General features: G+C 44.2%; 17 protein-coding genes and 3 pseudogenes. 8 read left to right on the forward strand and 12 right to left on the reverse strand.

The window, feature by feature from the left end; genetic code table 11:
- Window positions 1–11 precede the first annotated feature (11 nt).
- A complete protein-coding gene (locus V7K36_RS10285; protein ID WP_334832176.1) occupies window positions 12–134 on the reverse strand; it encodes a hypothetical protein in 123 nt (40 codons plus the stop codon).
- 84 nt (window positions 135–218) lie between these two features.
- Here V7K36_RS10285 and V7K36_RS10290 point away from each other — a divergent pair, with 84 nt between their 5' ends.
- From V7K36_RS10290 to V7K36_RS10310, 5 genes are all read left to right on the forward strand, one after another.
- A complete protein-coding gene (locus tag V7K36_RS10290) occupies window positions 219–545 on the forward strand; it encodes a hypothetical protein (RefSeq protein ID WP_335115415.1) in 327 nt (108 codons plus the stop codon).
- A gap of 166 nt (window positions 546–711) precedes the next feature.
- A complete protein-coding gene (gene efeU / locus V7K36_RS10295; RefSeq protein ID WP_335115417.1) occupies window positions 712–1,545 on the forward strand; it encodes an iron uptake transporter permease EfeU in 834 nt (277 codons plus the stop codon).
- 31 nt (window positions 1,546–1,576) lie between these two features.
- Window positions 1,577–2,767, forward strand: coding sequence for an iron uptake system protein EfeO (gene efeO, locus V7K36_RS10300; protein WP_335115419.1), 1,191 nt, complete (start codon window positions 1,577–1,579; stop codon window positions 2,765–2,767).
- Window positions 2,768–2,797: 30 nt separating this feature from the next.
- Window positions 2,798–4,057, forward strand: a complete 1,260-nt coding sequence (gene efeB, locus V7K36_RS10305) for an iron uptake transporter deferrochelatase/peroxidase subunit (RefSeq protein WP_335115421.1) — start codon at window positions 2,798–2,800, stop codon at window positions 4,055–4,057.
- 283 nt (window positions 4,058–4,340) lie between these two features.
- The gene (locus V7K36_RS10310; RefSeq protein ID WP_335115423.1) at window positions 4,341–5,024 is read left to right on the forward strand and encodes a VOC family protein; all 684 of its coding nucleotides are present in this window, start codon (window positions 4,341–4,343) and stop codon (window positions 5,022–5,024) included.
- A 30-nt stretch (window positions 5,025–5,054) separates the two neighbouring features.
- On the opposite strand, the pseudogene V7K36_RS10315 reads toward V7K36_RS10310, so the two are convergent.
- From V7K36_RS10315 to recN, 6 genes and pseudogenes are all read right to left on the reverse strand, one after another.
- Window positions 5,055–5,252 (reverse strand): annotated as a pseudogene (locus V7K36_RS10315) (DNA repair protein RecN); the annotation flags it as partial.
- Window positions 5,253–5,295: 43 nt separating this feature from the next.
- Window positions 5,296–7,022, reverse strand: a pseudogene (locus tag V7K36_RS10320) (hypothetical protein).
- Between the two features lie 76 nt (window positions 7,023–7,098).
- Window positions 7,099–8,319, reverse strand: coding sequence for an O-antigen ligase family protein (locus V7K36_RS10325; protein ID WP_442948456.1), 1,221 nt, complete (start codon window positions 8,317–8,319; stop codon window positions 7,099–7,101).
- Window positions 8,320–8,384: 65 nt separating this feature from the next.
- A complete protein-coding gene (locus V7K36_RS10330) occupies window positions 8,385–8,939 on the reverse strand; it encodes a hypothetical protein (RefSeq protein WP_335115427.1) in 555 nt (184 codons plus the stop codon).
- 53 nt (window positions 8,940–8,992) lie between these two features.
- Window positions 8,993–9,578, reverse strand: a pseudogene (locus V7K36_RS10335) (IS630 family transposase); the annotation flags it as partial.
- 1,477 nt (window positions 9,579–11,055) lie between these two features.
- Window positions 11,056–12,804, reverse strand: coding sequence for a DNA repair protein RecN (gene recN / locus V7K36_RS10340; RefSeq protein ID WP_335115483.1), 1,749 nt, complete (start codon window positions 12,802–12,804; stop codon window positions 11,056–11,058).
- A gap of 257 nt (window positions 12,805–13,061) precedes the next feature.
- Between recN and V7K36_RS10345 the strand changes: the two genes are divergently transcribed.
- On the forward strand, window positions 13,062–15,074 hold the full coding sequence (locus V7K36_RS10345) for an ABC1 kinase family protein (RefSeq protein ID WP_335115485.1): 2,013 nt from the start codon (window positions 13,062–13,064) through the stop codon (window positions 15,072–15,074).
- Between the two features lie 81 nt (window positions 15,075–15,155).
- Here the strand turns inward: V7K36_RS10345 and V7K36_RS10350 are convergent, their stop codons facing one another.
- The 4 genes from V7K36_RS10350 to tmk all read right to left on the reverse strand — a co-directional run bounded on the left by V7K36_RS10350 (window position 15,156) and on the right by tmk (window position 20,476).
- The gene (locus V7K36_RS10350; protein ID WP_335115429.1) at window positions 15,156–16,016 is read right to left on the reverse strand and encodes an alpha/beta fold hydrolase; all 861 of its coding nucleotides are present in this window, start codon (window positions 16,014–16,016) and stop codon (window positions 15,156–15,158) included.
- Window positions 16,017–16,153: 137 nt separating this feature from the next.
- The gene (locus V7K36_RS10355; RefSeq protein WP_334832148.1) at window positions 16,154–16,588 is read right to left on the reverse strand and encodes a hypothetical protein; all 435 of its coding nucleotides are present in this window, start codon (window positions 16,586–16,588) and stop codon (window positions 16,154–16,156) included.
- Between the two features lie 164 nt (window positions 16,589–16,752).
- Complete coding sequence (locus tag V7K36_RS10360) at window positions 16,753–19,737, reverse strand: valine--tRNA ligase (protein WP_335115431.1); 2,985 nt, start codon at window positions 19,735–19,737, stop codon at window positions 16,753–16,755.
- A gap of 61 nt (window positions 19,738–19,798) precedes the next feature.
- Window positions 19,799–20,476 (reverse strand): dTMP kinase, encoded by a 678-nt coding sequence (gene tmk, locus V7K36_RS10365; RefSeq protein ID WP_335115433.1) that lies wholly within the window; start codon window positions 20,474–20,476, stop codon window positions 19,799–19,801.
- A 370-nt stretch (window positions 20,477–20,846) separates the two neighbouring features.
- Here tmk and V7K36_RS10370 point away from each other — a divergent pair, with 370 nt between their 5' ends.
- Window positions 20,847–21,110, forward strand: a complete 264-nt coding sequence (locus V7K36_RS10370) for a hypothetical protein (RefSeq protein ID WP_335115435.1) — start codon at window positions 20,847–20,849, stop codon at window positions 21,108–21,110.
- Window positions 21,111–21,575 carry a type II toxin-antitoxin system VapC family toxin gene (locus V7K36_RS10375; protein ID WP_335115437.1) on the forward strand — a complete coding sequence of 155 codons (465 nt, stop codon included), beginning with the start codon at window positions 21,111–21,113 and terminating at the stop codon, window positions 21,573–21,575. It abuts the gene before it with no gap.
- On the opposite strand, the gene V7K36_RS10380 is transcribed toward V7K36_RS10375, so the two are convergent.
- Window positions 21,572–22,906, reverse strand: a complete 1,335-nt coding sequence (locus V7K36_RS10380; protein WP_335115487.1) for a GTPase family protein — start codon at window positions 22,904–22,906, stop codon at window positions 21,572–21,574. The two genes, V7K36_RS10375 and V7K36_RS10380, sit on opposite strands and share 4 nt — an antisense overlap.
- Window positions 22,907–22,909 lie beyond the last annotated feature (3 nt).

The following is a 22,909-nucleotide window of genomic DNA, read 5'->3' on the forward strand; positions in this document are numbered from 1 at the left end:
ACTTTCACCTGTTACCTAGAAACTAACTGTGCGTTTAATGCTTTAGTGATGCGATCGCCAGAAGCTTCTAAGTGGGTCAGGGTGTAAATATCAAGGTTTTCACCCTCCGGGTTCGTAGTCACTTCTCGTGACATACTCCTGCACTGATTGCAAGCAATACAGTGTAGGCGTATCTCTTCCAATTCGGCTACTGCTGTGCGTAGGCGTTGAGCTTTGTTTTGAGTTCACGGAATGCCCTACCGCAGACTATAAATTTCTTACCTTGTAAGAAAGCCAATTTCACTGTCCTGGATGAGATGCTGGCTTATTCGCGCTATAGGACAAACCCGGAGGTAATTCGCATTAATCAAGATGTGCCTACTTACTTCTATGCTGTGCAACGGAGTCGCTTACCAATAATCGCAATGCTACTGGACAGAGGCTTATCAGACACCAATATGGGTGAAGCTAACCAAAATAACTCTACCAGAAATATGCATATAAACTCTCATATTTTGCTCGTTTCCTCTATGTTCCAACAGCCTGAAACAACCAAATTTCGTTAATACACAGGATAGTTATTTTGTACAGTCCGTAAGTCCTAAATTCAACCGAAAATTTATTCTTCCAGGACTTTAGAGATTTTTTTACTCACAGTTATATACAAATGTTCTCAATTAAGTTATTATTCTCATGATGATTTGATAGTAATTATAACTAATAAGGTTATCCATGCTTTTTCCCTTCTTGATCATGTTCCGAGAGGGCGTTGAAGCTGCACTTGTCGTTGGGATCATTGCCAGTTATCTCAAGCAAACTGGTCGTACCCATTTGATGAAGTCAGTCTGGATTGGCATCGCACTAGCGACTATTCTTTGTCTAGGTGCTGGAATTATTTTGCAAATAACCAGTCAGGAGTTTCCGCAAAAAGAACAGGAGCTATTTGAAGCGGTAATTTCCATCGTCGCAGTTGGGGTTCTCACGTGGATGGTTTTCTGGATGCGCCGTGCGGCTCGTTCGATTAAAGGTGAGTTACAGTCTCAAATTGAAACTGCCATTCAGTCGGGGGATAAATGGGGTACAGCACTAGTGGGGATGGCATTCTTTGCAGTACTGCGGGAAGGTCTGGAAACAGTAGTGTTTTTGCTGGCCACATTTCAGCAAAATTTGGGAATTCAAGCTCCCGTGGGGGCATTGTTTGGATATGCAGCCGCACTAGCCGTCGGTGTAGGCATCTATCAGGGTGGTATCCGCATCAACTTGAAGCGATTTTTTAAATGGACAGGAGCCTTCATTATCGTGGTTGCTGCTGGACTCTTAGCAAGTGGGGTGAGAGCTTTCCATGAAGCCGGAGTCTGGAATTCACTACAAACAGTGGTATTCGATGCTAGTGGGGTACTTCCCAAGAACGGGTTTCTCGGTTCACTTTTGACGGGATTTTTTGGCTATAACGATACCCCGACTGTCAGCGAGGCGATCGCCTATTTTGGCTATCTAATTCCTACCATGTCGCTGTTCTTCTTAGGGGATAACGCTGGACAGAAGAGTACAGCAAGGCATTCCTAGCTACTTCAATAATTTTTAGGAAAATACAAGAATGAAAAATGTTTTAAAGTACTCAACAATTATCTGTCTAATTGCCTTGACAGTAGCTGCCTGTGAATCCAAAAAATCAAGCGATACTTCCACGAATAATTCTCCAGAAGCTAAGGTAGCCAGCGATACCTCTACTAAAAATTCTACCGAAACTGCTTTGGCTGTGACAGATAAAGGTTGCGAACCAAATCAGCTGACACTAGCATCTGGGGAAAACAACTTTGTGCTTACCAATAAAAGCAGCCAACCTTTGGAGTGGGAGATTTTGTCTGGGGTGAAAGTCGTTGAGGAAAAGGAAAATATTGCTCCTGGCTTCGTTCAAAAGCTCAAAACCAATCTAGAACCGGGTGAATATGACATGGCTTGCGGTTTACGCAGCAATCCCAAAGGGAAAATCACAGTCAAAGCAGGAGCTGGAAATTCTCAAGCCAAAGGGACTGTAGACCAAGGTCAATTAGTCGGTGCGATCGCAGAATACAAAGTCTACGTCACTAAAGAAACTGACCAACTGGTGGCAGACAACAAGACTTTCACAGATGCCGTGATTGCTGGCGATCTTGCTAAAGCTCAGAAACTCTATGCCTCTACCCATGTCCACTGGGAACGCGCCGAACCGATAGCTGAATTGTTCTCCGACCTCGACAAAAGCATGGATTCCCGTGCTGATGACTTTGCGAAAAAAGAGGCTGACCCACAATTCACTGGATACCATCGCATAGAGAAAGCTTTATTCCAAGACAAAACGACAAAAGGGATGAAACCTTTTGCCGAAAAGCTACAGAAAGATGGACTCGATCTACAAAAGCGCATTGCCACCTTGACCATTGAACCGAAAAATATGGTTGGCGGTGCTGCTGACTTGATTGAAGAAGTGGGTAAAACCAAGATTTCTGGAGAAGAAGACCGTTATAGCCATACTGACCTCTGGGACTTTAGCGCTAATGTAGATGGTTCGCAAAAGATTGTGCAGTTATTGCGCCCCGTCATCCAAAAAGCCAACCCAGAACTACTGACGCGTGTGGATGCAAATTTCACCAAAGTTGACCAAAAACTTGCTAAATACAAAACCCCTGATGGTGGTTTTGCTACCTATGACAAGGTGAGTGAAACAGACAAGAAAGAGATGAAAACAGCGATCGCTGCTCTTGCTGAAGATTTGTCTCAGCTGCGCGGCACTTTGGGAGTTGAGTAATTTATCAATCATTACCTAGAAGAGTAAATTATGTCTATTACAAAGCAACCAAGTTTACGCATTACTCCCAAGCTAGGCCGTCGTGACTTATTAATCGGTATGGCCGCAGCAGGTGGAATAGCAGCTTTGACGACTTTGGGTTATCGTACTCTTCTGGGAACAACTCTTGACCCATCTGAAGAGGTCGTGCCCTTCTTTGGGCTTCACCAAGCAGGTATTCTTACCCCTACTCCTGCTTCAGGATTGATGGTCGCATTTGATACAACTGCTACAAATAAAGCAGATTTAGTGCGGTTGTTCAAAACTTTAACTGAGCGCATCCAGTTTCTCATGGCAGGGGGAACACCCAAGTCGCGCGACCCCAAATTTCCACCCAATGATTCGGGGATTCTTGGGCCTGTAGTGGTTCCCAATAACCTGACAATCACTCTAGCTGTGGGTAACTCATTGTTCGATAACCGCTTTGGACTCGGCAACTTGAAACCCAAACGGTTAGATACTATGGCCAATTTTCCCAATGACCAGCTTGACCCAGATTTATGTCATGGGGATATACTGTTGCAATTCTGTGCAAATACTGAGGAATCGAATCTCCACGCTTTACGTGACATCATTAAGAATTTGCCTGACTTGATAACTTTGCGTTGGCAAATAGCGGGGTTTCTGCCGCCGAATACCCACAAAAAACAAGGCAAATCTACGGTGCGTAACCTGCTTGGTTTTAAAGATGGGACGGCAAATCTAAATGCAAGTGACGAAAAGTTGATGAACCGGATTGTCTGGGTACAGCCAAACAGTGGTGAACCAGCTTGGACAGTAGGGGGAAGCTATCAAGTGGTGCGGGTGATCCGCAACTTAGTCGAACACTGGGATCGGACACCACTACAGGAGCAAGAGACAATTATTGGGCGCAATAAGGACTCTGGCGCACCCTTGGGGATGAATCACGAGAAAGATATTCCCAATTATGCTCAAGACCCAAAGGGTCAACAAATCCGCCTAGATGCTCATATCCGCCTTGCTAATCCACGCAAATCAGAGTCGAGTTTGATTCTGCGGCGTGGTTTCAACTATTCACGCGGGTTTGACAAAGCTGGACAGCTAGATATGGGTTTGTTGTTTGTCTGTTTTCAAGCTGACTTAGAGAAGGGATTTGTGACAGTGCAAAATCGCCTGATTGGGGAACCTTTGGAGGAGTACATTCGCCCTATTGGTGGTGGATATTTCTTCGCTTTACCTGGTGTCAAAGCTGAAGGAGGTTATCTCGGTCAGTCATTACTAGAAGCTTAATTTTTAATTTTTTGGCGATGATTAGCAGCTTGTAATAATAGAGATTCTGCAAATGCGATCGCGTCGCAGGTGTTTGACATTAGCTCAAAGCAATCTTAGTTATGATTGGTAAATATAATCCAATATAGTTCAGTTAAGGATAATTGGAGGTTGGGTTGAAAGTCGTGAAACCCAACAAATGCCCGAAAATGTTGGCAGTATATTTTTTGGGCTTAACCCAAGCGTATTAAAATATAGTCCCTGTTTCTGAGCCTCAATGTTAAATACTAGATCGTTTTTCTAGGTGAGTATTATAAGCAATAACCTTCCAGCAGACGCTGCAAAAGATTTTAACTTAGCCGAGACTTCGATGAATAAGGAGTCGCCTTTTGTGGAAACTGACGGATTGCTCTTGTATAAACAAGAATGCAAGACTCCCGAATTCTTAAACTCATCCTTTTGCATACATCTATTTGGTGAACTAGTTGTCGTAGATCACTATGTACTGTTGTTTCCTGATCCAGAAACTCTCACAGACTACACAAAGACTCTGATCAACTATAATGGCAAAATCACCGAAGGGCCAGGAAAATGGCCTGATGATTTTTGTCCAGAGCAAAACCTATTGCCCGAAGATGCTAGCATGTACTTTCTCTCAGCCTTAATGCCGTCAGGCATGGTTTTGGTACTGCTTGCGCCTAATACGCCACATGAACAGATCGCTAGCTTATTTGAGGAGCAAGGTTTTAATACTGTCCATCACGTTGCCATTCTTGTTGATGATATCTATGCAGCAGCAGAGGTATGGCAGAAGAAGGGCTTTATTCCTCTGTCTATGACTCCTCAAGAGGATGGTTCTTTGTGCCAATGGTTTTTCCGCAACTGGGCAGGCCAAATTATAGAGCTAATCTGCCGCCGATGGATGGGTAAAGAGACTTTTACCTGCGATAATATTGCTGGTTTACGCCTTTCAGAATTGGCAGCGTGAACTTTGTCAGTATAATTCGTAATTATTTGGTCAAGTCTGCTCCCTGCGACGGTGGTTAGCAGCTTGTATTAATAGAGATTCGGCAAAAGCGATCGCATCACTTGCAGATTTAGCACCAGCTAACTGCGCTAGTTCTTCCCGGCGAGTGGTTAAATTATCCAAGGTAGTAACTCTGACAACGGTACGCTGCTCGGCGTTGTCATTGTTAGCTTTTTTACCTTTGCCTTGTTCGGTGAGTATTCGATAAAAGATTCTGACAATGATGTTAATATTATTCGCTTTGACTTTGGAACTGATACCCACCCGCCTCAACTCTGAGCTTACCTGACTTCCATCCCAAATCAACTGGGATTTTATTACCATCAGCACTTTGGTAAACAGCAAAATGCTTTTGCCAGTCGTGGTAGCGTCCATTGCGCCAAACTTTTGGTAAACTTAAACCCTGATATTGGAGTTTTACCTTTCCAAAAACCCCTTGATACTCAACTACTCCCTTATTAACCTGTTTGAGGTTTAAGAGTGACTTATTCACTATAGACTGCTGGAACTGCCTTAAACTGCCGTAGGTTTCCTGTTCACCGACTTCTAGGGCAAATCCAGTTACTGTTTTCCCAGTCCCCGCCGCAGTAAGAATTTGGTCATCGGGATATCTGGAGTGAATTTTCTGCGTTGCTGTTGCGTTAATTCCCTCTAGAAGCAAATTAATTGGTCTCAACGCCAGCCATGTCTTTTCGTACAAGATAAAAGTTACACCATTGTGGGTTTCCAACTTGGCAGACTTGGGCAAGAAAAATTGAAACGGCGTTTTCGGTTTATCGTTGAGCCAGATAACCAAATTGCGGTACTGGGCAATGTTATCACCACCAATAGAAGAAGTAGATATTTTAGTAGGGTCTGTTCCTGTTGATCCAATAAAGTAATCAACACCGCGTTTTTGATTAAATGCCATCAACTTAAAGCCATTCCAGTCCCCACCGGAACCTTGAGCTAATGTGCCAAGCTGAAAGGAATTACCAAAATAGAGAGTTTCGTGAAACTGAGGTGCGTTGTCTCCACTGGGTTTCCAGTTTTTGTAAGTTGGTTTAGAATTTAGCAGTTCCACAGGTTTTTTGAATTGCTTACGCGCCAAAGCCACAACAGCAACAGGAGGACGGTAGCTGCTAGTAAATAGGTGTACTTCATCGGAGTCAGGCTGGGATCTGCCAAGGGTGAATCACCAAAGTACAACCCTAATTCATGGGTAGCGAGGGAACACCAAACACAATTCCCCTGACTATAATCGCGCTTACTTGGCCCACCAAATCCACCCCGCCAATACTTCAGCGCACCGGAAGTAAAAAACCAATCGAGTGCAGATTTAGCAAGTGACTTGACTTCTTGATCTTGAGCAAAGTCGTAAAGATTTACATAAGTCGTAACAGCGTGTCCCAAGTAGTTTTCCGAATCCCATTCTCCTTGTCCAATTTGGTAGAGAGTGCGAACATTGCGGCGGATGCGCTCTTTATATATTTTGCGTGTCTCTTCGTTCCCAGTTTCTTCAGCAAACAAATAGACAGCGACTTCCCGCATTGCTCTTAAATTATCTGTGTTGCGGCAGTCTACCCAAGTATTGCAGTTATCAGTTGACTGTTCCCAGAATTGGCGAGGTTTGAGAAAGGTACGTGTCAGTGGGTCTTTTTTGGTCAAAATACCCATGGCTTTCTTCATTCGCTGGCGATAGTTTGGGTCAAGATATTTGCCAAAATAGAAGTATTTGCGGACTTGCTCTTTGAGGGTAAAACCAGAGTAAAAGTCAATTCCCAAGGTGTGAGCATTCCTTTGAGCATCTGCATCTTCAGATTCCAGAAAAGCGATCGCTTTTTCTCGATTACCTGCAAGAAAGTCAATCATTGCTCTGGGGTAGGATCTCTTCTCATTCTCGAAGGCTGTATTCCCATAGTTTTTACCTGCGAGTTGAGTAATTGCTTCTTGGGAACGCTGCTGAAACTCAGCTGACATTTGTGGTGTCCATTGTGACTCTGGCTGAGGCTGGGTGTTGCCTAGTAGAAACAATAAGCAGATGATTATAGCCTTATTAAGGTGCAGTTTTTTCAAGGCAATGGGAGACTCCAAAGAAACTGAGTGACCACCAAGCCAAATGGGTAAATTGGGCACACTCGAACCAGGTGAAAGTAAAGGCGAGGTAAGCAATGAAAACTGCTTCAAGTCCCCGGTAAGGTGATTTTATAACCTGCCACAGACACCATCCTAACAGGATAAGATAGGATGCCATCCCCAGTAGCCCTACGGATAAAGTTGTATCTAAAATTAGATTGTGCGCTTTAGTTGTGGGTAGTTGTGCGGTTTTTATTTGGCCATTTTCGTCTTGGTAGTCGAAACTAAAATCACCCAAGCGAATTACTTTAGTTATTTTTTTGCCGGGGCGGACATAGGAATAAGCGGTGCCAAAACCATCCATTCCCCATCCTAGTAAGGGACGCTGACTAATTCTATAGTTGGCCAGCTGCCACAGATCAACCCGGTCTGATGTGATTTGTTTAATCAGAGGTAAATTATTGATCTGCCTAGTGCTGGTAGCAATGCCAATTATCAGTAAACATACAAGCGTTGCTAGGACTAAGAGTTTATAATGCTTGCGTCCTAATAGGTAAATAGTCGCTACCAGTAAGGCTAATATTCCCGCCCTGGTCTGAGTCAGCAGTAAAGCTGGGATAATTAAAATGCCAGCAGTTGCAGCCAGACGTGTGTTTATCCATTGCCATTGCCAGCCGACAAGTGTCATAACTGCCACTGCTGCGAGGACAAATGATGCATGACCGCGATGGGAATACAAGCCGATTGGTTGCTGATTTTGAAAAATGGTACTCCGCAGAATGTTGGACTGGATCAATTGCCCTGTTGTGGCAGTATAATCAATGCGCCAGTCAATGGCTTGGGGGAAGATGCTAAGGGCAAGGATGACTCCGCCAATTACTAAACCTTGCAGTTGAGAACGGGCTAGTTCTGGGTGTAGTCTGAGTAATAGGTTATTGCTAAGAGTAAAGATGGCGATGAGCAGCCAGTAGAGTAAGCCATCGCCCATCTGTTCTTGACCGAATAGCGATCGCCAGGGTTCGGGACTAGCGAGAGTTGCAATAAACCCAATTCCCAAAAATATTTCCCACAGCAACCTATTAATTTTCCAACTTTGGGGCAGCTTCAGGTTTTCCCTGTCTTCACAGAGAATTAAAAAGTTGAGTATGCAGATAAGTACAATGGCAAATACTTTTGGTTGAGTCCAGATTTCCCCGCGCATTGTACCAATTGGGTTGATGAGAATGATGCTGAGGGAAAATAGCAGGGTGTAGAAATGGTTCACGGTTACTTATCAAAACGAATTGAGAGCGCTTTCATTATGCCCCACGCGCCAAGTGCCAATAGTCCCAATGCAGATGTGGATTCAGAAACAGGCTGAGGAGAATTTTCTTGAGAAAATGGGCGCATTTTGAAACTGCCGATACGATCATTAAATGCTAATTGAATGGGGAAAGCAGTTTCTTCTGTTGAACCCAATAAGGAATCGATGCCAGTGATTTTAAAGTTGGAAATACCAGAACCAAATAATGATGTAAAGTCTACCCTGTCTCCCGCACCGAATTCACCAAGTATTCTATCTCCTACTGAAACAGAAAATCGATTATCTGGGCCAATGGGGAAATCTAGAATTTCAGTAAATAATGTGTCGTCAAGCGCTTGGAATTCAAAACCATAGGGAGTGTGTGGGTCGTACCAGCGACAACCAGGAACGTCACGGAATATTTGCCAGTTACCTTCTTTAGCGTTAGGAAGAATTGGATTTTGCTGAGTTCCGTCTGGGCGTTCATTGCCTACACCACCTCCACCGCTACTACCTACAACATAGGCATCACCGTGCACATACGGAAAATCTGCCTCGTCGTCAAATACTGCAACATTAAGTTCATATAGGACTAATATTTGATTTCTGAAAAAGCTCCGTACATTTGAAGAGTGTCAAAATCAAAGGTAGTGTGTCGGATAAACCACTCAAACATCCATTTGAGATGGGAGAACGAAGGAATCAAAGCACAGAAACGCCGCACCCAGGTTTTAGCTTGTAACCAAATATCTTCAATAGGATTTTGTGATGGGCAATTAGGAGCTTTAGGGTTCGCAATGAATTTTCCACTGCTCTTGAGACAAACCTTGGTTTATCTCGCCTAAAAAGTTTTGAACCAGATGTGAACGATGGTAAGAAGCACCATCCCAAAAAAGAAGCAATCTTTGGTTGGGGGACTGATCTAATAAATAATGTAGATAATCAATCGTATTTTCTGAGTTACCTGCATTATATGCTTTCAGTAGTAAGCCTCCCTGGAGATAGTCAACTGCCCCGTAGTACGTCTGTTTGTCGCGGACATTAACAACTCTCACTGCTATTTCTTGGTCAGTTTTTCCCCAGACATATCCACTTAAATCTCCCCACATTAAATGACACTCATCAAGCAGTAATACTCTCAACTTTCCTGCTTCGATTTCCTCCCGATGGCTTACCAAATGTAGGCTCATTTTGAGTATCTGATAACCCAATATTTACTTAACTAGTAAAACAGGATCTACTGAATTACTAAACCAAACTTTATGAAGTTAATCTAAAGTAACTGAGAACGAAAGAGTTTAATTTAAAAAAAATCAAGAGAAAGCGGAATATTAAGGATACATTTAGTTTGTTGGTCTGGTTACAATGTATGAGGTTGTCTTGTTACCTTGGACAGTCTTCATGAAAATAGCAGCGACTACGGAAGAGAGATGCTCAGACCTAGCTTGTGGAAACGTTTGTAGTAAGCCGTATAATCAATGCGCCAGTCAATGGCTTGGGGGAAGATGCTAAGGGCAAGGATGACACCGCCAATTACTAAACCTTGCAGTTGAGAACGGGCTAGTTCTGGGTGTAGTCTGAGTAATAGGTTATTGCTAAGAGTGAAGATGGCGATGAGCAGCCAGTGAATTTAGGCACTTTTAGATCCTCCTAACCCACGCCAGTCGCTCATGGGGGAAACCCTCTCTGAGCGACTGGCTCCCCTTAAAAAGGCTACTGTCTACACATACTTAATTCTGACTGCTGAATTCTTTCTTGTTAAACTTGTCAAATTTGCTCCCCGCGACGATGATTAAGCTCTCTTTTTGGAATCGGTAATACTAAAAATTCTGTACGCCAGATTTGTAGACTTATACCCTGAGCTTCAATGCTGTTACTGTCATTTGATTCAAAAGATGTCATGTGAGATACCCTCTCAATTTCCAGGTTCTTATTTACCGTCTCTTATGACGGTACATGGCTAGCTTTGATATTTTTTTGAAAAAGCTAGCTATACAAAAATTTTTAATTTCAATTTTATGGAATTATTAGAACAGAAGTATGTCTAATCATTAATCAGATATTTTTAGGCTAATAAATAATATTTGTGGCAAGAACCAGAAAGGAATTCCAAAATTCGACAACGTTCTTCTGTCAAGTTAATAATTCGCTTAACTCCTTGTGTAATCAGAACATGAATTCCTTGGAAACATTGAAATATCCGCTTTGTCCGACAACTTATCAGGATTTGTGTAAAATGATATTACGCCTTTAAAAATTAAGCTTAAAGAATAATACAGAATTAATAATCAATTAGTGGAGGACTTAGAGGATGTTTTAAAAGTGTTTGTCTGTGATTTTAGCCACTTATTGATCCCCCCTAACCCCCCTTAAAAAGGGGGAAACCGGAATCAAAGTCCCTCTTTTTAAGGGGAATTTAGGAGGATTTAGAACGTTTTTATACCGATAACAAGACTTTTAAAACATCCTCTTAAACCCACATATTTAGAAGTTGTTTGAAAAATGTTTCGCTGTGAATTTAGGCACTTTTAGATCCCCCTAACCCACGCCAGTCGCTCATGGGGGAAACCCCCTCTGAGCGACTGGCTCCCCTTAAAAAGGCTACTGTTTACACATACTTAATTCTGACTCCTGAATTCTTTCTTGTTAAACTTGTCAAATTTGCTCCCCACGACGGTGGTTAGCAGCTTGCAATAACAGAGATTCGGCAAAAGCGATCGCATCACTTGCAGATTTACCACCAGCTAACTGCGCTAGTTCTTCCCGGCGAGTAGTTAAATTATCCAAGGTAGTAACTCTGACAACGGTACGTTGCTCGGCATTGTCATTGTTAGCTTTTTTACCTTTGCCTTGATTGATAGTTTGTTTATCTACGCGAAAATGCCGATCGGCCATGGCCGCAACTAAAGGCTGGTGGGTAACACATAATACTTGGTTGCGTTGACTTAGCTGGTGTAATTTTTCCGCGATCGCTTGGGCGACCCTTCCCGAAACCCCGACATCAATTTCATCAAATACCATTGTTCCAGCCACATCAACCTGAGAAAAACAAGCTTTCAGCGCCAGTAAAAAGCGGCTCATTTCCCCGCCAGAGGCAATTTCCGTTAAAGGTTGCAGTGGTTCTCCAGGATTGGGACTAAATATAAAGGTAATTTTATCTGCTCCGGTGGCAGTTGGGAAAGCAGGCACAATCTCAACCTGAAACTTTACCTTTTCCATCGCTAGGGGCTTGAGTTCAGCGATCAAACGTGATTCTAAATTAGCAGCCGCTTTACTCCGCAGTTGAGTTAACTGATTAGTTGCTTGGGTGAGTTTTTCAAAATACGCCTTTTCTTGCTGTTCCAAGTTTTCAATAGATTGTTCGGTGTCGTTAAGTTGGGCTAATTCCGCTTGGATACGTTGGTAATAAGCGATCGCTTCTTTTAGTGTCGGCCCATACTTACGACAAATTTGCTTTAATTCCTGAATCCGTTCTTCCACCTCTTCCAACCTGTGCGGATCGGCTTCCAATCCATCCCCATAAGCATTAATCTGCCTTCCCACTTCCATTACCGCCGCTTGCGCGTCCCGCACCAATTCCAATAGGGGTTGCAGTTGCGTATCATATTCCACCATGTCATTTAATGTCACCTCACTGTCTCCCAATAAATCTGCGGCGGCGGGAGTTTCATTATCGTTTTGATACAAAGCCTGATAAACCTTGTAACTCATTTGTTGCAAATCGACGACATGATTCAGGCGTTCCCGTTCTTGTCCCAACTGTTCCAATTCATTAGGTTCGCTGAGATTGGCTGCTCCTAATTCTTGCACTTGATAAGTGAGCAAGTCGAATTGTTGCAACCTTTCCCGTTCTGATGTCCGGCGTTTTTCTAGTGCTAGATGCGCCTGTTGGTAAGTACTAAAATTTGTGGCCACCTTATGGCGTTGCTGCATTAGAGAGTCGCCGCCATATAAATCTAACCAGTCGCGGACTTGGGCAGATTGTCCCACTTGCACCGTTTGACCTTGGGCTGTAATTTCCACCAAGCGATCGCGCATTCCTCCCATAATCTGCCGATTTACCAACACCCCATTCACCCGCGATCGGCTGCGGATATTACTAGTAGTAGCTGTGATTTCTCGACTAATAACTACGGAATTTTCATCAAGCAAATCTATTTCTTGTTCGGTCAACCAAGCAGCTAGGGGAGCGTTTGAGGTGAAAGTCGCTTCTACCATCGCCCGACTTGTCCCCGTGCGAATGACTCGACTAGAGACTTTACCGCCCAAAGCAGCATCAATGGCATCCAAAATAATCGATTTTCCAGCGCCGGTTTCACCTGTCAACACATTTAGTCCCGCGCCAAATTCCAATTCCAGTTGGTCAATTAGGGCAAAGTTTTCAATTCGCAGGCAAAGCAACATCAAGCCAAATTCTCCATGAGGGCAGATGCCGGATACTTCTAACTTAAAGGACAATTAAGTATGATTTTTCAGCAACTAGCAATAGTACTACTATTGAACTAGTATGCCCATTTAAGTGTAGCAGACCTATTGGTACTGAAGACTTTTAAAAGGTAGAGGAGCAGGGGAGATAGGCAGAGACTAATAATACTTATGCCCAATTCCTCAACATATTGTTACAATACTTAACGTTATCATTCTGACCGATGGCCTTCTTCATGATTGTTAAGACACTTCCCCCTAGTTCCCGACCGATTCAGGAGGACAGTCGCAACGGCACAAATGGCCGAGGTGAACTGGACGTTATTGATATAGTGCCAGAAAAAAATGGTACACAAGACTTGGTTGTGCCGCAGCTACGCCCGTCGCAGACATCGCCAAGCCTCTTAGCCGCCCAAAAGGTGAGGACAACTGCCCAACCTGAGATGCTTTACGATCCCGTGAGCATAGCGGCGCATTACCAAAACAGACCCCTGCAAATTGTACAACGGATTTTCGCCGTGTTGACGCCGACTCTATCCTTTGCTTTTGGGTTGTGGTCGGATAGTAAACGGGGAATCGTCGTCAAAAATGATCGCCGCCGAGCTACTCAGCTACGAGTATTGCTGACCCAACTGGGGCCTGCTTACATCAAAATTGGACAAGCTTTGTCCACCAGACCGGATCTGGTTCCTCCCGTATATTTAGAAGAATTAACTAAGCTACAAGACCAATTACCGCCTTTCCCCAACGAAATTGCTTACCAGTTTATCAAAGAAGAACTAGGCGCACCTCCAGAAGAGGTTTACGCCGAACTCTCGGCCCAGCCAATTGCTGCGGCTTCATTGGGCCAAGTCTATAAAGGTAAGCTAAAAACTGGTGAAGAAGTCGCCGTTAAAATCCAACGCCCCGACTTAAGAGAGAGCATTACCATTGACTTGTATATCTTGCGTAAGCTCGCTGCTTGGGTGCAGAAAAAGGTCAAACGGGTAAGAAGTGACTTAGTTGGGATTCTCGATGAATTAGGCGATCGCATTTTTGAAGAGATGGACTACATCCATGAGGGGGAAAATGCTGAACGTTTTTTCGAGTTATACGGTCATATAAAAGACATATATGTACCGAAAATTTACTGGCAATACACCAATCGTCGCGTGTTGACGATGGAGTGGATTAACGGCATCAAATTAACCCAGACAGAAGAAATTAAAGCCCAAGGCATAAATGCTCGTTACTTAATTGAAGTGGGTGTACAGTGTTCCCTGCGCCAATTGCTAGAACACGGTTTTTTCCACGCTGATCCGCACCCTGGTAATTTATTAGCAACACCAGATGGCAAATTGGCTTATCTCGACTTTGGGATGATGAGTGAGATTCAGCCAGCGCAGCGTTATGGTTTAATTGAAGCGATCGTCCACGTCGTTAACCGCGACTTTGAAGGATTAGCAAAAGACTACGTTAAGTTAGATTTCTTATCACCAGAAACCGATTTAACACCAATTATCCCAGCTTTTGCGAGAGTCTTTGCTGATGCTGAAGGAGCCAGTGTTGCCGATCTTAATATTAAAAGCATCACCGATGAACTATCGGCTTTGATGTATGAATATCCTTTCCGCGTACCGCCCTACTACGCCTTAATTATTCGCTCCCTCGTGACGCTCGAAGGGATTGCAATATTTATAGATCCCAACTTTAAAGTTCTCAGCGAAGCTTATCCCTACGTTTCTAAACGCCTGTTAACAGACCCAGCACCGCAATTAAGAGCATCATTACAAGATTTGCTATTTAAAGATGGCAGGTTTCGCTGGAATCGCTTAGAAAACTTATTACGTAATGCGCGTAATAGTCAAGATTACGACTTTAATTTAGTGCTGAATCAGGGGATAGAATTTCTGTCATCTGAACGCGGTGCTTTCATTCGTGACAAGTTAGTAGATGAATCTGTTAACGGACTCGATGCTTTAGGTAAAAATGTTCTGCATAACTTTACCTCCCTGTTGCGAGAACGGGTAGGATTGACAGCAGTTAATAAAACTCCGGCGGCGACAGTTGAGCAACAACAAACCTTGGAGCATATCAAACATATATTAGGTATTCTCCGAGAAACAAAAGGCTTTGACCCAGTGGAACTTGTACCCCAAATTGCCCAGTTATTGGTAAATTCCGATGTCCAACGTTTGGGTCAACAAATTGCTAACCGCTTCACGCAAAAAGCTGTCGCCAGGTTAATTCGGCAATTATTGGCATCTTAGTAAAAGTTATGAGTTAAAAAGTTTCTTTAACTCATAAATTATTCACTCTAGCAACTATATAACCTAACTCTTCCAGCTTTTCTAAGACATTGGCAATGTGCTTTTAGAGTGAAACACATTGAGAAATCTTAAGTAATCCGCAGTTGCCTCCTCTGAATTTTCCATTAGCAGCAGATGTCCTGCCTTTGGTAATCGGATCACTTGGCTTCCGGGAATACAGCGTTGCAGCCGAGCAGCTCCACGAATATCGTAGATTTTGTCTTCTCTACCCCAAATAGCAAGGGTCGGAAGCTGAGTTGATCGCCCCTGACAGAGAACGTCATCGTACAGGTTCACGATGTCCCAAATCTGTTGATAGTGACGGTTATGAGTGATGTAGTTGTTCACTTTCTCTGTTTTAACAGAATCAGGGATGGTGGGAGGCGTGACAAACAGCAGGCTAATTTCCAGGTCAAATTCTTTTTTGGTGGTTGGAATAAAGGGGTTTATGCCGTCAAAGATGGAATTTTTGACGCTCGAAGCCCAATCAGTCACACCTAAAGGTGAACCGATAAAGGCAAGGCTACGCAACTGTTCCGGGTAAAGCTGGCTGTAAAGGGTGGCGATCGCTCCCCCCATCGAACTCCCTGCCACATCAAAGGAGCGAATTCCTAATTGATTCGTTAACTGGTGCAGCAGTGCAACCTGATTCTCCAGGGCATAGTCCCTCGTTGCGAACCCAGTGCTGTTGCCGTAGCCTGGTAAGTCGGGAGCGATCACCCAATAGCCCGCCTCAGACAACTGACACATCATACTGTTCCACTGCTCTTTGCTGGCAAATAGTCCATGCAGCAGTAAGATCGGTTGTCCGGTGCCGACCTGGTTGTAGGACAACGTTCCATTGCTAATAGGGGCGGAACGGGTGGTGATCGCGCAGCCGGAAGCAGACGCTGGGCTATTCACAGCAGCGTAACCCACCAATCTACATAGCACCAGAATGACGAATATCAGCCGGAGGATGAGTTTTTTCATGGTTATTAGTTCTGGAGGATAAACACTTGGGGGTGCTGTGGCTTTATAGGCAATACAATTACAAACTTTTAACTTTCCTCTTGGGGATAAACATTTTTCTCACGTTTGAGGCTTTCTTCTAAGGCTTGAATTTGTTCACGACGAGCTTCCAATTCTAAGGAACGTCGCGCTAAGTCTTGGTTTTGCAACGTCAGCGATTGTCGCCAATGTTCTGCTCGTTCGGCTTCCTGCTGCAAAAATTCCGGGGTAATGCCGATAGTGAGGTAGCTTTGTACCAGATGGAGTACCCAGTTGGTGGCGTCTTCTATTCTTTCAATGTCGCCTGTAGAGGAAAGTTCCACTAGAATAAGCAAGTTCTCACTCATAATCTTTCCCTTTCCCAACAGAATAAAAGCCTCTTCGGGAATTATCGCCCACAAGTTATCAGCTTCTTGACGCGCCAACAAGCGTAACTGGTGCTGGTCTAAAAAATCGTTTTTACGCACCTGGGCTAGATATCGCATGAGGGTAGCTTCGCTCCAATTCAAAATTCAAAATTAATAAAAAAATTAATAAAAAAATAAGTGCCAGAATTGATATTTGGATCTTGTTAATTGGTAATGGGTAATTGGGAATTATTGACACTCTCATTACCCATTACAGTTATCCTAAGCCACGCAGGCGATGCCTACGGCAAGGACTGAAGGCGCTCGCGCAAAATTTCTGCTTGCTTCTGTGCTTCTGCTAAAGCGTCCCGCGCTCCTTGCACCACGTCTGCTCTAGCTCTATCTACAAAACTAGGATTGTTTAATCTGGCGCTCAGGGATTGAACTTCCGCTTCAGCTTTGCTCAAGCTTTTATCTAGTTTGGCACGCACAACTTCAATATCCACTACGCCGCTCAGAGGAATTAGCACTTGTATTGTACCAATCACACCAGCGATCGCATTTTCTGGTTTTTGTGGTTGTTCTAATTCTGTCTGCGGGAAAAACTGTCTCCATAACCTAAGTCTCGCTTCAGCCGTTAGTAAATTTTGGCTAACAAACCAAGCTGTGTAACCAAAACCAACTAGTTCAAAGAAAGTACCGACAATGGGAGTGTCATCAATGGCATTTCCCACAGCTAAACCCAATTTACCAAAGACAATCGCCACAATAATTAAACCAATTGTCTTCAAACCCCTTTGAGGTTTTTTAGCTGTAACAGTTTGGTTTTCTTGCTTGTCAGTAATGGTTAAAGTCTCAACTTTCGCCAAATCTTTAATGTAATCTTGTCCAGCAGTAAGGATTTCCCGCTCCTTCTCGCTTTCAGTTTGCAAATTCGCTGTTACTTTTACCCCTGGTTTAATATCCGCCTCAGCCCGCAAATTCCGAATTGTGCGGATAGTGCCAATCAGCAATTCAAACTGTTCTTCTAATGCTGAATCAATCAAGTTTGCATCCACCTGAGGATAGATTTGTAATGGTAAAGTTTGCGGAGAATCTGCTGGTTGTTGGGTGAGAGTCTGCCAAATTTCCTCGGTAATATGAGGCATGAAGGGATGAAGTAGTTTCAAAATTCCTTCCAGCACGTAGCCGAGGGTTTGCTGTGCTACCCGCCGCGATACCGGGTCTGCATCTGGCTGAAGGCGAGATTTCACCAGTTCAATATACTGATCGCAGAAATCACCCCAAATGAATTCGTAGAGTCCTTTTGCTGCTTCCCCCAAACCGTAATTATCGATGTAATTGGTGGTTTGTTTAACAACTTGATGATACCGCGAGAGAATCCAGCGATCGCTCAATTCTATAGCTACTGGGTTCCCCAATTGTTGCGGCGTTTGTCCATCCAAATTCATCATCACAAACCGGGCAGCATTCCACAACTTATTAGTAAAGTTGCGAGACGCCTCCACCGATGCTGATTCATCCTTTTTGCGATCGTATTCCAATCTGATATCTTGACCCGCACCAGCCACTTCCCTAATTAGGGTATACCGTAGGGCATCAGTACCATATTTGTCAATTAATAACAACGGGTCAATACCATTACCTTTGCTCTTAGACATCTTCTGACCTTTTTCATCCAGCACCAAACCGTGGATATAAACTGTTTGGAAAGGCATTTGTCCCGTCAAATGCCCAGCCATCATGGTCATTCTGGCTACCCAGAAAAAGATGATGTCAAAGCCTGTTACCAAAGTGGTAGTTGGGTAGTAAGTTGCTAAATCCTGAGTTTGTTCCGGCCAGCCCAAAGTCGAAAATGGCCAAAGTCCAGAAGAAAACCAAGTATCTAACACATCTGGGTCTTGTTCTAAATTGACATTTTCACCAAATTGCGCTTTAGCTTTCTCCCAAGCTTCAGTTTCCGATTTCGCCACCACAAACGGCGTGTTATCGGTAATTTGGCCAGCCGTTTCACTGACAGCGTACCAAGCAGGAATTCGGTGTCCCCACCATAATTGGCGAGAGATACACCAATCAGTGAGTTTTACTAACCAATCACGATAGACCTTTGTCCAGCGTTGGGGGACAAACTCTGGAGAAGTTTGCTGGTCGAGGAATTCGAGAGTTTTGTCAGCTAGGGGGCGAATTTTGACAAACCACTGAGTTGAAAGAAGGGGTTCAATAGGTACTTTACCGCGATCGCTGTAAGGAACGGTATGCTTATAATCTTCAATCTTCACCAAAAAGCCATCTGCTTCTAGGCGAGAAACCACATTTTTTCTAGCAACAAAGCGGTCTTGTCCTTGAAATTCCCCAGCATTGGCGTTGAGAGTGCCGTCTTTATTCATAATGTTGATCAACGGCAGATTGTGACGCTTACCCATGTCAAAATCGTTCGGGTCATGGGCGGGAGTTATCTTTACGCAACCCGTACCGAAAGTGGGATCAACAAATTCATCGCCAATGATGGGAATTTCTCGTTGTAGAATTGGCAGAGTTAGAGTTTTGCCGATGAGATGTTTGTAGCGATCGTCATTGGGATTAACTGCTACTGCCGTATCGCCCAGCATCGTTTCTGGTCGAGTTGTCGCCACCTCTACAAAACCAGAACCATCGGTGAGGGGATAGCGGAAGTACCAGAGATTCCCATTAACTTCTTGATTTTCCACTTCTACGTCAGACACAGCCGACTGGGAAGCTGGACACCAGTTAACTAAATATTCACCACGATAAATTAACCCTTCCTCGTAAAGGCGAGTAAACGCCTCGACAACAGCTTTAGATAAACCCTCATCCAGGGTAAACCTTTCCCGTGACCAGTCCACCGAGACACCCAAGCGTCGTAGCTGATTCAGAATCGTTCCCTCAGACTCCGCCTTCCATTGCCAAGCGCGTTCTAGGAACTTCTCACGCCCCAACTCGTAGCGAGTCTTACCCTCTGTCTTGAGTTGCCTTTCCAGCATAGTATGGACAGCAATGCTGGCGTGGTCAGTTCCGGGTAGCCACAGGGTATTGCGCCCCTGCATTCGGTGGTAGCGCACGAGGGTATCAATCAACGCACTTTCAAAAGCGTGACCCATGTGCAAACTGCCAGTGACATTCGGCGGGGGAATGACGATGCAGTAGGGTTCGCCGCCTTTGTTAGGGTCAGCTTTGTAAACTTGGTTGTCTTCCCAGAATTTTTGCCACTTGGCTTCAGTGGAAAAGGGGTCGTACAGACTGGGAAGATTGGGAATGGTTGCGGTCATGCGGGGCAAACTAACTAAGGAAGGACTCTAATAAATTTTGCCACAGGGTTGGAGAGGGTTTCTATGGAAACGAACCGCGAACGCGTACTTCGCGCCTTCGCGGTTCGTTCCCCAAGTGCAGGTGTACACACAAAATTCCTTGAATTACCTGTTGTACAGCTTCTTTACTTAAGCTGCCATCTACGCGAACAATTCGTGAGGGATAGGATGTTGCTAAATGTGCATATCCTTGTTGAACGCGCCGATGAAAAGCGATTGTCTCCTGTTCAATCCGGTCTAGTCCGACAATGCTTTCTAGTTTACGGGAGAGTCCCACCTCGACATCGACATCTAGCCAAATAGTTAGGTCACTTTCTAAGCCACCAGTAGCAATATAGTTAAGCTGATTGATAAAATTCATGTTAAGATCCCGACCATATCCTTGGTAGGCAATGGTAGAGTCGGTGTAGCGATCGCATAAAATATATTTCCCTGCTGCGAGATTTGGTTTGAGTTCTTGTTCAACATGTTGCGATCGGTCAGCAGCATACAACAAAAGTTCTGTCACTTCTGCAACTGGTTTGTCCTCTGCCTTTTCTAGTAGCAAGCGGCGAAGATGTAAGCCTAACTCTGTTCCTCCTGGTTCACGAGTTACAACCACAGAAAGACCCAGACTTTCTAACCACTCAGAACAAAGCTGCATTTGGCTGGTTTTACCACAGCCTTCTACCCCTTCAAATACAATTAATTTGCCACTCATGCTTTTATTATCAGAAGAATTCAGAACTCAGGAGCAAAGCAAAGACGCTCTGCCAAGGCGTCAGAATTCAGTATAAATTCTATATGAGATTCTTGAGTCTTAAAGTTTTTGGAAAAGCAGCTTTTGTTAAACAAGATTTGGGTGTACCTCAGTTGCTTAGGAAACGCTATAGGACTCCTATTTGATTTTTGAACAAAATTAGGTATTGTAGGGTGTGTTAGAACGAAGTTCGTAACGCACCATTATCAAGGGTTTGGTGCCGTACTCTCCTTGCTAACACACCTACGTATCTTTTCAGAAATCAAACCGGATTCCTATATATCCACCGTAAAATAATAGACAAAGTAGCCCAGGTAAACAGTAGAAGCCTATGCCACAGGCAATCCTTAACCAAATCCTCAATCAGCTTGAGATCCTAGAGCCGGAGGAGCTACAGCAGCTGAATCAGGCTATCCAGAGATATCTTGTTGAGCAAGAACAAGTTACTCAACGGACAACATTTCACAAAGCACTGTTAACTTCTGGGTTAGTAAAACAACTCAAGCAACCAGCTTATAATCAGCAAACTGAACAGCGACTTATTCAGGTACAGGGTAAGCCTGTTTCTGAAACAATCATTGAGGAACGCTGCTAGATGGCAGCTTATTATTTAGATAGCAGTGCGCTGGTCAAACGCTACGTCAGTGAGATAGGTTCAGCATGGGTTTTGAGTTTATTTGACCCGCTACTGAAAAATGATCTACTGATTGCTGCCATTACTAGTGTTGAAATTGTCGCTGCAATTACACGGCGATCGCGTGGTGGAAGTATCATTGCTACGGATGCGATCGCAGTATGTAATCAGTTCAAAAGTGATCTCCGGTCTGAATACCAAGTTGTTGAAACCACACAGAGCATTATCAACTCTGCAATGGTATTAGCTGAAGCATACGGGTTACGAGGTGACGATGCAGTTCAGTTAGGGGCTGGTCGTGCGGTAAATGCCCTCTGTGTAGCTAACAGTTTACCTTTGGTGAAATTTGTATCTGCTGATTCCGAATTGAATGCAGCCGCAATAAGTGAAGGTCTACTTGTTGAAAACCCCAACAACTATCCCTAACGTTTGATTCCCTTAAACCGTTTTTGCGCCACTTGAAATGCTTCTTGCATCACCAATTGAATTTTCTGGGGATCGGGTTTCTTACCTCCCATTAAATCACCAAAGTAAACGCAGGCTGCTTCCCCTAGTGCCCAAGTATAGGCGGCTGCCCAAGATGCGGCGATCGCACTACCAAAACCTGGTATAAATTTAATTAACTCCCGTGCAATTGCCTGTGCTAAAAAACCACCTGCGATCGCACTCACAACGCCTCCCGCCTGAGATGGAGTAATTGTCTGCCCATATAATTTACCCAACAGACCCACCATTGATACTTGCAATGCAGTGAGTACCGGCATTGTGGCAAATGGCAGAGGTATAGCCGCGAGGGTGGCTGACATAATCGCAAATGGCAAAATATAACGGCGTGCAGCATCTCGGTAAAGGTTGCCAATTTGCTTCCCAGCTTCTTCTTGATCTAATAGCTGATAAATCGCCTGCGCTTCTGCTTGTGGGAGTAGTTCTGCCAAGGAATCTCGCAGTGCTTCTAAGCCATAAAATACCGGAGTGTAGCCATCTTCTTCTAAGGTAAAGTCAATTAGTACAGAGTGGTTAGTTATTCCGACGAAGGCTTGCTTTATTGCGGCAAATGCGCGGTTGACTTCCTGATCATCTGGCGGATAGGCAGGATGATCGATGGTATCGCGAGGATAAACCTCATGCAAGCAGGTAACTACCAAGAGACAGGGAATGTCTGGATATTGCTGGCGCAACTGTTGAGCAATTTGTCGTAATGTCTCAGTTGCAAAATCATTAATTTTGACGGTCAGAAGCAGGATTCTGGCGGAACGAGTTTCCTGTTGTAAATCGCCAACTAACTCCTGAATGATTACTTTAGTATCTTGTTTAACATCACCCAGTCCCACCGTATCAGTAAAAATCAGTAACGGCAGGTCATTGGAAGGATAGGCATAGCGCTGGGTGTGTTGCGTGTGGGGACGAAATCCCTGACCGACAATTTCGGCAGAAACTCCTGTCAATCCCCGGACAATAGAACTTTTTCCGGCTTGGGGTTTACCAATTAGCAGCGCTTCTGTAGTTGGTAGTTCGGCTCGGATTTTCTCTAAAATCTCTGCAACCTGAGCCTCGCTCACACTAAACCATTCAACAACCGTCTGTGCCAGTTGTTCCACGGGTAAGAGTTGCGTTAGACGTGTTGTTGCCTTGTTCCAGACACCACCAATGCGGTTTGTCCAGGAATTATCGACCGACTTGGTAGTTGCTCCATCGGTCGGTTTACTCAATTTCTGAGAATCAGTTGACGGTGAGTCAGCATCACGTTGCTCAGTCATTTC

The sequence above is a fragment of the Nostoc sp. genome (assembly GCF_036919555.1).
Lineage (GTDB): Bacteria > Cyanobacteriota > Cyanobacteriia > Cyanobacteriales > Nostocaceae > Nostoc.